Source organism: Bradyrhizobium sp. NBAIM14, from assembly GCF_020193895.1.
GTDB classification, from domain to species: Bacteria; Pseudomonadota; Alphaproteobacteria; order Rhizobiales; family Xanthobacteraceae; genus Bradyrhizobium; species Bradyrhizobium yuanmingense.
Genome location: NZ_JADYVQ010000010.1, coordinates 18591 through 31856, shown reverse-complemented (window position 1 = coordinate 31856; position 13266 = coordinate 18591). Strand labels below are relative to the sequence as shown.

Annotated in this window: 11 protein-coding genes; 9 read left to right on the top strand and 2 right to left on the bottom strand. The window is 64.8% G+C overall.

Annotated features, from left to right (window positions below; genetic code table 11):
* Window positions 1–57 precede the first annotated feature (57 nt).
* From I6F28_RS22650 to boxB, 3 genes are all read left to right on the top strand, one after another.
* Window positions 58–870, top strand: a complete 813-nt coding sequence (locus tag I6F28_RS22650; RefSeq protein ID WP_225141140.1) for an alpha/beta fold hydrolase — start codon at window positions 58–60, stop codon at window positions 868–870.
* A gap of 124 nt (window positions 871–994) precedes the next feature.
* Window positions 995–2683 (top strand): 2,3-epoxybenzoyl-CoA dihydrolase, encoded by a 1689-nt coding sequence (gene boxC / locus I6F28_RS22645; RefSeq protein WP_225141138.1) that lies wholly within the window; start codon window positions 995–997, stop codon window positions 2681–2683.
* Window positions 2684–2784: 101 nt separating this feature from the next.
* On the top strand, window positions 2785–4236 hold the full coding sequence (gene boxB, locus I6F28_RS22640; RefSeq protein WP_212256045.1) for a benzoyl-CoA 2,3-epoxidase subunit BoxB: 1452 nt from the start codon (window positions 2785–2787) through the stop codon (window positions 4234–4236).
* Window positions 4237–4308: 72 nt separating this feature from the next.
* Here boxB and I6F28_RS22635 read toward each other — a convergent pair whose 3' ends face one another.
* Window positions 4309–5118, bottom strand: coding sequence for an SDR family oxidoreductase (locus I6F28_RS22635; protein WP_225113441.1), 810 nt, complete (start codon window positions 5116–5118; stop codon window positions 4309–4311).
* A 91-nt stretch (window positions 5119–5209) separates the two neighbouring features.
* Entirely contained in the window at window positions 5210–6268 is a 1059-nt protein-coding gene (locus I6F28_RS22630) for a polysaccharide deacetylase family protein (RefSeq protein ID WP_225113442.1), read from the bottom strand.
* A gap of 164 nt (window positions 6269–6432) precedes the next feature.
* On the opposite strand from I6F28_RS22630, the gene I6F28_RS22625 reads away from it, so the two are divergent.
* The 6 genes from I6F28_RS22625 (at window position 6433) to pstC (ending at window position 13263) form a co-directional block, all read left to right on the top strand.
* Window positions 6433–7827, top strand: a complete 1395-nt coding sequence (locus I6F28_RS22625) for an OmpA family protein (protein WP_225113443.1) — start codon at window positions 6433–6435, stop codon at window positions 7825–7827.
* Window positions 7828–7829: 2 nt separating this feature from the next.
* Window positions 7830–8132 (top strand): hypothetical protein, encoded by a 303-nt coding sequence (locus tag I6F28_RS22620; RefSeq protein WP_036001688.1) that lies wholly within the window; start codon window positions 7830–7832, stop codon window positions 8130–8132.
* A gap of 448 nt (window positions 8133–8580) precedes the next feature.
* Window positions 8581–9636, top strand: a complete 1056-nt coding sequence (locus I6F28_RS22615; RefSeq protein ID WP_036001683.1) for a lysylphosphatidylglycerol synthase domain-containing protein — start codon at window positions 8581–8583, stop codon at window positions 9634–9636.
* Window positions 9637–9682: 46 nt separating this feature from the next.
* Window positions 9683–10975 (top strand): ATP-binding protein, encoded by a 1293-nt coding sequence (locus I6F28_RS22610; RefSeq protein WP_036001680.1) that lies wholly within the window; start codon window positions 9683–9685, stop codon window positions 10973–10975.
* 149 nt (window positions 10976–11124) lie between these two features.
* On the top strand, window positions 11125–12138 hold the full coding sequence (gene pstS / locus I6F28_RS22605; RefSeq protein WP_036001732.1) for a phosphate ABC transporter substrate-binding protein PstS: 1014 nt from the start codon (window positions 11125–11127) through the stop codon (window positions 12136–12138).
* Window positions 12139–12273: 135 nt separating this feature from the next.
* Window positions 12274–13263 (top strand): phosphate ABC transporter permease subunit PstC, encoded by a 990-nt coding sequence (gene pstC / locus I6F28_RS22600; protein ID WP_036020411.1) that lies wholly within the window; start codon window positions 12274–12276, stop codon window positions 13261–13263.
* The last annotated feature ends 3 nt before the right edge of the window (window positions 13264–13266 follow it).

Below are 13266 nucleotides of genomic sequence, written 5' to 3'. Positions count from 1 at the left end.
AAGACGTGGATGCCCGGTCAAGCCCGGGCATGACGATCGAGAGAGAAGAGCGCAGAAATGACCAATCTCACCCCCACCGGCTTCCTCAACATCGACGGCGCCAGCCTCGAATACAGATGGCTCGCGCCGCTAGTCCCCGACGCGCCCACGATCGTCATGCTGCATGAAGGCCTCGGCTCCGTCGGCCTCTGGGGTGATTTCCCTGAGAAGCTGCAGCAGGCCACGGGCGCGGGCATCTTCGCCTATTCGCGCGCAGGCTACGGCCAGTCCAGCCCGGTCGCACTGCCGCGGCCGCTCGACTACATGCATCGCGAGGCGCTGGACGTGCTGCCGAAGCTGCTCGACATGATCGGCTTCAAGCGCGGCCTCCTGCTCGGCCATTCCGACGGTGCCTCGATCGCCACCATCTATGCCGGGGCGCATCAGGATCATCGCCTGAGCGGCCTCGTGCTGATCGCGCCACATTTCATCGTCGAGGACATCTCGATCAAATCCATCGCCGCGATCAAGACGACGTTCGAGACCACGGACCTCAAGACAAAGCTGGCGCGCTGGCACAAGGACGTCGACAACGCCTTCCACGGCTGGAACGGCGCCTGGCTCGATCCAAAGTTCCGCGATTGGGATATCTCCGAATACCTCGCATACATCCGCGTGCCCGTCATGATCGTGCAGGGCACAGATGATCAATACGGCACGCTGCGCCAGGCCGAGATCGCGCAGGAGGAATGTTACTGCCCGGTCGACCTGAAGATCATGGCTGGGGCGGCGCATTCCCCGCATCGCGAGGCCGCGGGGCCGACCCTCGATGCCATCGTGCAGTTCGCAAAGGCCGCCTTGCGGGACGATCCAGGGCTTCAGGCTGCATGAAGCCCATGCCCGCCGAGATGAAGCAAAGTGCATGTGAATCCGCGATTCGGGCTAGACTAACCTAACAAGATGCACTATTGTGCATCTAACGCTCCAAATGCATAACCAAGCTTAAGGGTGGCTCATGGCCGGGGAAGATCGGCGCCTCGCAGGCGGCGCGACATTCATCGATTTCCAGACCGAACCGTCCCGCTACAAGCATTGGAAGCTCGCGGTCGATGGCGACGTCGCGACCTTGACCATGGATGTCGACGAGAACGGCGGACTGTTCGAGGGCTACCAGCTCAAGCTCAATTCCTACGATCTCGGCGTCGACATCGAGCTGGCCGATGCGATCCAGCGCCTGCGCTTCGAGCATCCGCAAGTGAAGGTCGTGGTGCTGCGCTCGGCCAAGAACCGCGTGTTCTGCGCCGGCGCCAACATCCGCATGCTCGCGGGCTCGACCCATGCCCACAAGGTGAACTTCTGCAAGTTCACCAACGAGACCCGCAACGGCATGGAGGATTCGTCGGAGAATTCCGGCCAGCGCTTCATCACGGTCGTGAACGGCTCCGCTGCCGGCGGCGGCTATGAGCTGGCGCTCGCGACCGATCACATCATCCTCGCCGACGACGGTTCGTCCGCCGTCGCGCTGCCCGAAGTGCCGCTGCTCGCGGTGCTGCCGGGCACCGGCGGTCTCACGCGGGTGGTCGACAAGCGCAAGGTGCGGCGCGATCACGCCGATGTCTTCTGCACCATCGAGGAAGGCGTGAAGGGCAAGCGCGCCGTGCAATGGCGCCTCGTCGACGAGATCGCACCGAACTCCAAGCTCGAGGCCAAGATCGCCGAGCGCGCCAAGGAGTTTGCGGCGGCCTCGACGCGCAAGGGCAGCGGCAAGGGCATCGCGCTGACGCCGCTCAGGCGCCTGATCGACGAAAACAGCATCCGCTACGGCTTCGTCACCGTCGACATCGATCGCACCGCCCGCATCGCCACCATCTCGATCAAGGCGCCGGAGACCGCGCCGCCCGCCGACATCGACGGCATGATGGCGCAAGGCGCCGCGTTCTGGCCGCTGCAAGTGGCGCGCGAGCTCGACGACGCCATTCTCCACTTGCGCATCAACGAGCTCGAGATCGCGATGCTGGTGTTCAAGAGCCATGGCGATCGCGCCCATGTGCTCGCCAGCGATGCTTTCCTCGAAGCCAACAAGGCGCACTGGCTGGTCAACGAGATCAGGCATTACTGGAAGCGCGTGCTCAAGCGCGTCGACGTCACCTCGCGCACGCTGGTGACGCTGGTCGAGCCCGGCTCCTGCTTTGCCGGCACGCTCGCCGAGCTCGTCTTCGCCGCCGACCGCTCCTACATGCTGATCGGCACGCGCCAGGGCGATAACCGCCCGCCGCCGTCGATCGAGTTGTCTGCCATGAACTTCGGCCCGTATCCGATGAGCCACGGCCTGACGCGGCTGCAGTCGCGCTTCCAGGCCGATCCGTCCGACCTGGAGCGCGCGGAAGCAACGCTCGGCACCAGCCTCGACGCCGAGCAGGCCGAAGAGCTCGGCCTCGTCACCTTCGCGCTCGACGACATCGACTGGGACGACGAGGTCCGCGTCTTCCTCGAGGAGCGCGCCAGCTTCTCGCCCGACAGCCTCACCGGCATGGAAGCGAGCCTGCGCTTCGTCGGCCCCGAGACGATGGAATCGAAGATCTTTGCGCGCCTTACGGCGTGGCAGAACTGGATATTCCAGCGCCCGAACGCCGTCGGCGAGGAAGGCGCGCTGCGCCGCTACGGCAGCGGCCAGAAACCGAAATTCGATATGACGCGAGTCTAGCGAATAGGGAGTGGCGAATAGCGAATAGGGGAATTCCATTCGCTACTCGCCATTCGCCCTTCGCGCCCTTCAAACGAGTAAGTCCCCCACGGAAGGTCCACATGAACATGAACATCATGAACGTCGACTACTCGACCAAGATTCCGAACAACGTCAATCTCGCCGAAGACCGCCAGGTGCTCAAAGCGCTGGAAGGCTGGCACCCCGGCTACATGGACTGGTGGAGCGACATGGGGCCGGAAGGGTTCCAGGAATCGCTGGTCTATTTGCGCACCGCCTACTCCGTCGATCCGCGCGGCTGGGCCAAGTTCGACTACGTCCGCATGCCCGAATATCGCTGGGGCATCCTGCTTGCGCCGCAGGAAGAGAACCGCGTCGTGCCGTTCGGCGAGCATTATGGCGAGCCGGCCTGGCAGGAAGTGCCGGGCGAGCACCGCGCCATGCTGCGCCGCCTGATCGTGATCCAGGGCGACACCGAGCCGGCCTCGGTCGAGCAGCAGCGCCATCTCGGCAAGACCGCGCCCTCGCTGTACGACATGCGCAATCTGTTCCAGGTCAACGTCGAGGAAGGCCGTCACCTCTGGGCGATGGTCTACCTGCTCCAGAAATATTTCGGGCGCGACGGACGTGAAGAAGCCGATGATTTGCTGCGCCGTCGCTCCGGCGATGCCGACGCGCCGCGCATGCTGGGCGCGTTCAACGAAGCGACGCCGGACTGGCTGTCCTTCTTCATGTTCACCTATTTCACCGACCGCGACGGCAAGATGCAGCTGCACTCACTGGCGCAGTCCGGCTTCGATCCCTTGTCGCGCACCTGCCGCTTCATGCTGACGGAGGAAGCGCACCACATGTTCGTCGGCGAGACCGGCATCACCCGCGTCGTGCAGCGCACCTGCGATGCGATGAAGGCGGCCGGCATCACCGACCCCACCGACATCGCGAAAGTCCGCGCGCTCGGCGTGATCGATCTTCCGACCATCCAGAAGAAGCTGAACCTGCACTACACGCTCTCGCTCGACCTGTTCGGCTCGGAAGTCTCGACCAACGCGGCCAACGCCTTCAACGCCGGCATCAAGGGCCGCTATCACGAGACCCAGATCGACGACGATCACCAGCTCAAGAATTCGACCTATCCGGTGCTCAAGTTGATCAACGGCGAGGTCAAGCTGGTCGACGAGCCGGCGTTGACCGCGCTCAACATGCGCCTGCGCGACGATTACAGCCAGGATTGCGTCAAGGGCATGCTGCGCTGGAACAAGGTGATCTCGACCGCCGGCTACGACTTCAAGCTGACGCTGCCCAATGTCGCCTTCCACCGCCACATCGGCGAGTTCAAGGACGTGCACGCGACGCCCGACGGCATTTTGATCGACGATGCCACCTGGGCCAAGCGCAAGGACGAATGGCTGCCGTCGGCCAGCGACGGCGACTTCATCACCTCTCTGATGCAGCCCGTCACCGAGATCGGCCAGTTCGCCTCCTGGATCTCGCCGCCCAAGGTCGGCATCGACAACAAGCCCGGCGATTTCGAGTACGTGAAGATCGAGTCGTAAGATAGTCGAATGGCGAGTGGCGAATAGTGCGACAGATGCTATTCGCCATTCGCTACCTCACTACTCGCGCATTCAGCTGTCCCACCCGCTGCCCTTGATCCCGGGGTTCGCATAGACGATGCCGCCATCCACCGCGATGGTCGCTCCCACCACGTAATCGCCGGCGCGGGAGGCGAGGTAGATCGCAGCGCCCGCCATGTCCTCGTCGGTGCCGATGCGGCCCACGGGGACGCGCGTTGCGACCTCGTCGGCGTGGTCGCGCGCGGCGCGGTTCATGTCTGACTTGAACGGGCCCGGCGCGATTGCGGTGACCACGATGTGGTCCGGGATCAGCTTCACCGCCATGCGCCGCGTCAGATGAATCAGCCCGGCCTTGCTCGCGGCATAGGAATAGGTCTCGCCGGGATTGACGAAGATGCCGTCGATCGAGGCGATGTTGATCACCTTCGCCGGCCGTTCCGCGCTCGCTGACGTGCGCAGCGTCGGCGCCAACGCCTTGGTCAGGAAGAACGGCGCCTTGACGTTGAGGTTCATCACCTTGTCCCAGCCGTTCTCCGGAAATTCGTCGAACTCCGCGCCCCAGGCCGCGCCCGCATTGTTGACGAGGATGTCGAGCCGGGACTCGCGTTTCCCGAACTCGCTGGCCAGCAGCTCGGCGCCGGCAACGGTCGAGATGTCGATCGGCAGCGCGATGCATTCCCCGTCATATTGCGCGCTGAGCTCCTTCGCGGTGGCCTCGCACGGTCCGGCCTTGCGCGCGGTGATGTAGACCTTTGCCGCGCCGGCGCTGAGAAATCCCGCCGCGATCATCTTTCCGATGCCGCGCGAGCCGCCGGTTACCAGCGCGATGCGGCCTTTGAGCGAGAACAGATCGTTGAACATGCGTCCCTCCCTTGGTTGCCGCCGGTTGTGGGCGGAGCGGGGAGGGGTGTCAAGGAAGGCACGCTTGTCCTCGACCAGTGCAGATTGAGGCCTACGCCGCCGCGATGCGGCGGAAGCCGTTCCACATCGCGGTCGCGGCACCCGAGGTCAGCACCGGCAGGATCCGCGCGTCCTGATAATTGCCATTGAGCGAGACGCGGGGCAGCGCGGTCATGTGGCCGGCGTTCTCCGCGAACAGCATGCCGGGCCGCGTCGTCACCGCGGTCTTGAAACCGGCGGATGCGGCAAGGGCGAATTCGCGCGCGCCCGCGGCGTCGCGGTCGCCATAGGGATAGGCGAGGTGCAGCACGGGGCGCTCCAGCACCTGCTCGATCCGCGCGCGGCTTGCGGCCATCTCCTGCGCGGCGATGTCTTCCGTCTGCTTGGCGAGATTGCAATGGCTGATGCTGTGCGCGCCGATCGTGACCAGCGGATCGGCGGCAAAGGACTTGAGCTCGGCCCAGGACAGGCAGAGGCCGCGGCACTGCGCTTCCATGTCGACGCCGTGAGTCCTGCACAGCGCCCCGATCTCGCGCGCAAGATCCTGCTCGCCCGGCAGCGCGCGCAGCCAGTCGTGCAGGCGGTCGAATGCCGCCTGCTTCGCCGCGACACTGGTCGCATCGAGCCGCAGGGCGGAATTGCCGATCTGAATGTCGATCTGCTCGGCCTTGGCGATCACGGCCTCCAGCGCCGTCCACCACAATCGCCCGGTGCCGTCGGCAAAATCGCTCGTGACATAGACCGCCAGCGGCGCGTCAAATTCGCGCAGCACCGGCAGCGCGTAATCCAGATTGTCGCGGTAACCGTCGTCGAGGGTGAAGGCGGCGAAGCGACGGTCGAACCGGCCCTGCACCAGCCGCTCATGCAGCTCGTCCATGCTGACGATGTCGATGTCGCGCGAGCGCAAATGGCACAGCGTGGCGCGCAGGAAGTCGGGGGTGACCTCGAGATGCCGGTTCGGCTGGAACGCGGCCTCGCGCGCCGGCCGCACATGGTGCAGCATGAAAATGGCGCCGACGCCCGACAAGAGCGGGCGCAACAGGTGGTGCGCCCCGCTGAGATAGAGTGCTCCCAGCCCGGCGCGGATGACGTTGTTACGCAGTTGTTTCATGACCGGGTGGGGGACTTTGGCATTCCGGCCTCAACTTACGGAAGAACCCTTGAAGAAAAAGTTATTCCGATTGTCCCACCCGGGCCTTGGGACCAGGGCCATTTCCGGTTTGACAGCCTGCCAAGGGTTTGTTTTGTCTCCGTTTCCAGAGGTCGGGTCGTCGAATGCAGAAGCTTTTCTCGTGGGCCAGCAAATGGTGGCCGGGGTTGATCCCCCTTGCCGTCATGTGGGGATTTGCGGCCTGGAATAATACCTTACCGGTCGAGGCTGATCTGTCGGCCCGCAGCTCGGCTGCGCTCAAGGACACCGTTCTGGACAAGACCCGGATCGCGGTCGACGGCCGCGACGTCAGCCTGGCCGCGGACGCCTTCTCCGAGGAGGGGCGCCGCGACGCAGTGATGGCGGTCGAAACCGTGCCCGGCGTGCGGCTGGTCGACGACCGGACCCGCCTCGTTCCCGAGGCCAAGCCCTTCGTGTGGAATGCCGAGCGCGACGTGGTGCGGGTGACGCTGTCGGGCTCCGCGCCGCTGCCATCGATGAGGGCCCGGCTGACCGAGGCGGCCCGCAAGGAAGTCGGCGGCGTCGAGGTCGCCGACCAGATGGGGCTGGCGCGCGGGGCGCCGCCCCGGTTCGAAGCCGCCGCGATGCTGCTGCTGGATCAGATCGGCAAGCTGAAGGACGGCAAGATCACGATCACGGACACCAAGGTCAATCTGTCGGGCATGGCGCGTGAGCTCGGCGGCCGTGAGGCGATCGCGGCTGCGCTGAAGAACCTGCCCGAGGGTTTTTCGATTGCGGCCAACGAGATCAAGGCGCCGCCCTACATCTTCCAGGCCTACAAGGATCCGGTGGCTGCGACGGTGACGCTGACCGGCAATGTTCCGGACAACAACGTCCACGCCGCGATCGGCACCAGCGCCTCGCGAAAGTTCTTCACCGAAAAGGTCGTCGACAATCTCAAGGCCAGCATCGGCGCCCCCGGCTCCTTCAGCACGGCTGTTATCGCCGCGCTCGGCGCGCTGTCGCGGCTGTCGACCGGCACGCTGGTCGTCTCCGACCGCGAGGTGAAGCTCTCAGGCGATGCGCTCTACGAGGGCGCCGCCAACGAGATCCGCGCAGGCCTCGGCAAGGACTTCCCGAAGAACTGGCAGTACAAGCCGGAGATCACGGTGAAGCCCGCCGCAGGCCCGGTCGACGGCACCGTGTGCCAGCAATTGTTCTCGGAGCTTCTGACCAAGGGCAAGATCCGCTTCGCGAACAGGCGCGCGGACATCGATCCTGACTCGGCCGGCATTCTCGATCGCCTCATCGAGACTGCGCTGCGCTGCCCCACCACCAATATCGAGGTCGTCGGACATACCGACGCCGATGGCGAGGATGCATTCAACCAGGCCCTTTCGGAAAAGCGCGCGCAGGCGGTGATCGACTATCTGGTCAAGGCGGGCCTTCCTGCCAGCCGCTTCACCGCGGTCGGCCATGGCAGCACGCAGCCCGTCGCCGGCAACGACACCGATGAAGGCAAGGCGCAGAACCGCCGCATCGAATTTCTGGTGAGGTGACGATGCCTTATCTCGTCTCGTTCCATCTGGGCTGGCTGATCGGCTCGCTGCTGCTGGGCTTCTGCATGGGCTGGATCTCGGTGGTCCAGCGCGGCAACGGCACCTCGAAGGTGATTGCGCGGTGGCTCGCAGTGCTTGCCGCCGCCCTGGTCGCGGCCTCTCTCACCCATGTGGTCCCCGGTCGCTTCGGCTACTGGCTCGACCTCGGCCTGATCATGTTCGCCTGCTATCTCGTCGGCGGCACGATCGGAGCGTGGCTGCGCGATCGGGTGGTCTCGCGTACCGCGCCGCCAGCCGCTGTGTGATGTTGCTATGCACCCTCACGCGCGGGGCGGGGTGTGCTCCGCCGCGGCCTTTCGGCGCATTGGAAAACCGGGACCTGGCCGCTCCAGTCACCCCTCTTTCAACAGGCAGGCCGGCTCCATAGATTGACGTTGGCTTAAGGCGTGACGGAACATTGTGCGGCCGAAATCATCAAAACTTCATGGCCCCTGCGCAGGATCGCCTGGAGATTCGCGCCAAGCCTTGCCGACGAAAGCGCCAAATTCTGCACTGGGAGCTGCAACCCTGCCTAAAATATTGAAGGCACGTGTTTTTGTTCGAATTGGCGAATTCCACTTCGGCCGAAAACGCGCTAGTGGAGGGGCAGGGGGCATGCGCGATTCCGGCGCCGGCGGCGAGGGTTCGTTGAATGCCTGCGCGTCCGCCTGTCCGCCGGCCACCCTGGCCGCTGAAGCGTTGTTCGAGGTCTAGATGCTGGAAGCCATACGCAGGGCGACGACGTTTCTGCGCCAGAAGCAAGTCCTGCATAAGCTTGGAGTCGTGATCAGCATCGCGGTCATCGGCATCGCTTGCTACGTGCTCTACCACATGCTGCGCGGCATCGATTTCAACGAGGTCCTCGAAGCGATCAAGAGCACTGAGCCGAGCCAGATTGCGATGGCGGCGCTATTCGTCACTGCGGGCTATTTCACGCTGACCTTCTACGACCTCTTCGCCACGCGCGCGATCGGCCATGCCCATGTGCCCTATCGCATCAACGCGCTCGCGGCCTTCACCAGTTATTCGATCGGCCACAATGTCGGCGCCTCCGTCTTCACCGGCGGGGCGGTGCGCTACCGCATCTATTCGGCCTATGGGCTCAACGCGATCGACGTCGCAAAAATCTGCTTTCTCGCCGGCCTGACCTTCTGGCTGGGCAATGCCGCGGTGCTCGGCCTCGGCATCGCCTACCATCCGGAGGCGGCAGCCTCGATCGACCAGCTGCCGGTCTGGCTGAACCGGACACTGGCGCTGATGATCATCGTGGCGCTGATCGGTTACGTGATCTGGGTCTGGAGCCAGCCGCGGGTGGTCGGCCGCGGCCCTTGGACGGTGGTGCTGCCGGGCGGCCCGCTGACGCTGCTCCAGATCGCGATCGGCATCGTCGATCTCGGTTTCTGCGCGCTGGCGATGTATGTGCTGGTCCCCGACGAGCCCAATCTCGGCTTCGTGATGGTCGCGGTGATCTTCGTCTCGGCGACCCTGCTCGGCTTCGCCAGCCATTCACCCGGAGGCTTGGGGGTGTTCGATGCCGCCATGCTGGTCGGGCTCTGGCAGATGGACCGCGAGGAGCTGCTGGGCGGCATGCTCCTGTTCCGCGTCCTCTATTATCTGTCTCCGTTCGTCTTATCTGTAATCTTGCTGACGTTTCGAGAGGTTATAATCGGCGCCCGATCGAAGCGCTTGCAACAGGCGGCGCTCAAGCTGGACCCCGGCCCGGCGCCTGAAGCCGCCTATGTGAGAGAGCGCAGCGACAGCGGCGCCTGACCGGTGTCAGGTCCTTAAGGACAGTCCCCAGGAGAAGTCCGCCCCGATGGCGATCGACGCCCCCTCTTCTCCCTCCGCCCAGCCCTGGTCCGATCGGCTGCGGCACTCGACCATCATCCTGATCGCCGCGGCGCTGGCGCTGTCCGTCGTGGTCTCGCTCGGCGAATTGTCGGCGCTGCACGCTGCAATCGTGTTCCTCTGCATCGCGGCGGCTGCCTTGATCCCGTGGCGGCTGCACGATCCCGCCACCTCCCGCGACGACGTCAGACGCATCAACCCGGTCGAGAGCGCGGCGGTGGCCGCGGTGGTCGCCGGCATGCCGGATCCGGCGGTGCTGCTCGACCGGGCCGGCCGCGTCATCCACCTCAACGCCGCCGCCGCCCAGCTCGCGCCGGCGCTGCGCAAGAACGAGCTCGCCCAGTTCGCGCTGCGCTCGCCGGAGATCATCACCGCGCTGCGCGAGGCCATCGCGACCACCGAGCCGCGGCGCGCGACCTATCTCGATCATGTTCCGGTCGATCGCTGGATGGAGCTGATCATCACGCCGGTACCGGTGCCGACCAGCTTCGGCGGCGCCGACAAATGCATGCTGATGACCTTCCACGACCAGACGCCGCTGCGCCGGGTCGAGGAGATGCGCGCCGACTTCGTCGCCAATGCCAGCCACGAGCTGCGCACGCCGCTGGCGGCGCTGTCGGGCTTCATCGATACGCTCCAGGGCCAGGCCAAGGACGATCCCAAGGCGCGCGAGCGCTTCCTCGGCATCATGCACAACCAGGCCACGCGCATGGCGCGCCTGATCGACGATCTCTTGTCGCTGTCGCGGGTCGAGCTGTCGGCCCATGTCCGGCCCGACACCCTGGTCGATCTCGTCCCGATCATCCGTCAGGTCGCCGACGGGCTCGAGCCGCTGGCGCGCGAGCGTCAGGTCGAGGTGGACATCCACCTGCCGGAGCCGCCGGTGATGATCGCGGGGGACCGCGAGGAGCTGCTCCGCCTGTTCGAGAACCTGATCGAGAACGCGCTCAAATACGGCGCCTCCGGCGGGCGCGTCATCGTGTCGCTGACCTCGAGCGCCGCCGCTGACGGAACTCAGGAAATCCGGGTCATGGTCCGCGATTTCGGCCCGGGCATCGCGCCGGAGCACCTGCCGCGGCTGACCGAGCGCTTCTATCGGGTCGACGTCGGCGACAGCCGCTCGCAAGGCGGCACCGGGCTCGGGTTATCGTTGGTGAAACATATCCTTAACCGTCATCGCGGCCGCCTTTTGATCGAAAGCGTGCCCAGGCAGGGCGCCACCTTCACCGCCTGTTTTCCCCAGATCAAGACTCCGGCTTGATCGGAAACGCAAGCAATTTCAATTGCTTGGTGTCGTCATCCAACTGTCACGAAACCTTCGTAAAAGCACAGCCGACCGCCCCTAAAGCGGCGGCGCGGGGAGCGCGATCGGGCGCGGATGGCGCTTCGCTCCCCTGTATGGAGACCAGCATGAATTTCCTCAAAACCATGGTCGCTGCCGGCTTGGTCGCCGCATCGACGACGGTAGCCTTTGCGGCCGACATCACCGGTGCCGGCGCGACGTTCCCGTTCCCGATCTATTCGAAGTGGGCTGACGCCTACAAAAAGGAGACCGGCAACGGTCTGAACTACCAGTCGATCGGCTCGGGTGGCGGCATCAAGCAGATCCAGGCCAAGACCGTGACCTTCGGCGCCACCGACGCGCCGCTCAAGGCCGAGCAGCTCGAGAAGGACGGCCTCGTCCAGTGGCCGATGGTGATGGGTGCCATCGTCCCCGTCGTCAACATCGAGGGCGTGAAGCCGGGCGAGCTGGTGTTCGACGGCGAGACCCTGGCCAACATCTATCTCGGCAAGATCACCAAGTGGGACGATGCCGCGATCAAGAAGCTCAATCCCAACGCGAAGCTGCCGTCAGAAGCCATCACCGTGGTCCGTCGTTCGGACGGCTCGGGCACCACCTTCAACTTCACCAACTATCTCTCCAAGGCCAGCGCGGACTGGAAGAGCAAGGTCGGCGAGGGCACCGCGGTCGAGTGGCCGGTCGGCGTCGGCGCCAAGGGCAACGAGGGTGTGTCGGGCAACATCAGCCAGACCAAGAACTCGATCGGCTATGTCGAATACGCCTATGCCAAGCAGAACAAGCTCACCCACACCGGTCTCGTCAACAAGGCCGGCAAGCCGGTGCAGCCGACCGTCGAGGCCTTCCAGGCGGCCGCCTCCAACGCCGATTGGTCCAAGGCTCCCGGCTATTACGTCATCCTGACCGAGCAGCCCGGCGAGAAGTCCTGGCCGATCACGGCGGCGACCTTCATCCTGATGCACAAGTCCGCCACCGACAAGGCGGCCGCGCAGGAAGCGATCAAGTTCTTCCGCTGGGCCTTCAAGAACGGCGGCAAGATGGCCGAGGAGCTCGACTACATTCCGATGCCGGACAGCGTCGTCCAGCAGATCGAGAAGACCTGGGCTGCCGAGATCAAGAGCTAAGGCGCTATATGTGTCCCGGACACGGTTCCGGGACGCTGCAAGATCTCCGCTCCGGATCGGCCTCCTGCCGCATCCGGAGCGCGCCACCAACAACAAGCGTACATAAAACGGGTATAGGGGATCGGCGTGGCTGAGATGGCTGTTGAGAGCAATGTGATTGATGCTGCCGGTCCATATGATCGCGCCAAGGCCTTGAGCGCGTTCAAGCTCGGCGACGTCACCTTCTACTGGATCACGCGGTTGTCCGCGATCTCGGTGCTGCTGATCCTCGGCGGCATCATCATCTCGCTGATCGTCGGCGCCTTACCGGCGATCCAGGAGTTCGGCATCTCCTTCCTGTGGACGCAGCGCTGGGCGCCCTCGGCCGATCCGCCGGTGCTCGGCGCGCTCGGGCCGATCTACGGCACGCTCGTCACCTCCTTCATCGCGATGCTGATCGCCATTCCCGTCGGTCTCGGCATTGCGATCTTCCTCACCGAGCTCTGCCCGCAATGGCTGCGCCGCCCGATCGGCATGGCGGTCGAGCTGCTCGCCGGCATCCCCTCGATCATCTACGGCATGTGGGGCTTCTTCGTGCTCGGCCCGTTCCTGGCCAACACCTTCCAGCCTTTCATGATCAGGGTGTTCGACGGCGTCCCCGTGCTGGGCGCGATCTTCGCAGGGCCCCCGTCCTATCTCAGCCTGTTCAACGCCGCGCTGATCCTCGCCATCATGGTGCTGCCCTTCATCACCTCGATTTCGGTCGACGTGTTCAAGACGGTGCCGCCGGTGCTGAAGGAAGCCGCCTACGGCGTCGGCTGCACCACCTGGGAGGTCGTCCGCAGCGTGGTGATCCCCTACACCCGCGTCGGCATCATCGGCGGCGTCATGCTGGCGCTGGGCCGGGCGCTCGGCGAGACCATGGCGGTGACCTTCATCATCGGCAACTCGTTCCGGATCTCCTCGTCGATCTTCGCGCCGGGCACGACGATTTCGGCGGCGATCGCCTCCGAATTTGCCGAGAGCGACGGCCTGCACCAGTCCGGCCTGATCCTGCTCGGCCTCCTGCTGTTCGTGCTGACGTTCTTCGTGCTCGCTGCCGCCCGTTTGATGCTGCTGCGCCTCGAAACCAAGGCCGGGAAGTGAAGC

Bases quoted from the DNA above. Each gene is read 5' to 3' on its own strand.
- I6F28_RS22650 (WP_225141140.1), top strand. From the start codon at position 58: ATGACCAATCTCACCCCCACCGGCTTCCTCAACATCGACGGCGCCAGC.
- boxC (WP_225141138.1), top strand. From the start codon at position 995: ATGGCCGGGGAAGATCGGCGCCTCGCAGGCGGCGCGACATTCATCGAT.
- boxB (WP_212256045.1), top strand. From the start codon at position 2,785: ATGAACATGAACATCATGAACGTCGACTACTCGACCAAGATTCCGAAC.
- I6F28_RS22635 (WP_225113441.1), bottom strand. From the start codon at position 5,118: ATGTTCAACGATCTGTTCTCGCTCAAAGGCCGCATCGCGCTGGTAACC.
- I6F28_RS22630 (WP_225113442.1), bottom strand. From the start codon at position 6,268: ATGAAACAACTGCGTAACAACGTCATCCGCGCCGGGCTGGGAGCACTC.
- I6F28_RS22625 (WP_225113443.1), top strand. From the start codon at position 6,433: ATGCAGAAGCTTTTCTCGTGGGCCAGCAAATGGTGGCCGGGGTTGATC.
- I6F28_RS22620 (WP_036001688.1), top strand. From the start codon at position 7,830: ATGCCTTATCTCGTCTCGTTCCATCTGGGCTGGCTGATCGGCTCGCTG.
- I6F28_RS22615 (WP_036001683.1), top strand. From the start codon at position 8,581: ATGCTGGAAGCCATACGCAGGGCGACGACGTTTCTGCGCCAGAAGCAA.
- I6F28_RS22610 (WP_036001680.1), top strand. From the start codon at position 9,683: ATGGCGATCGACGCCCCCTCTTCTCCCTCCGCCCAGCCCTGGTCCGAT.
- pstS (WP_036001732.1), top strand. From the start codon at position 11,125: ATGAATTTCCTCAAAACCATGGTCGCTGCCGGCTTGGTCGCCGCATCG.
- pstC (WP_036020411.1), top strand. From the start codon at position 12,274: ATGGCTGTTGAGAGCAATGTGATTGATGCTGCCGGTCCATATGATCGC.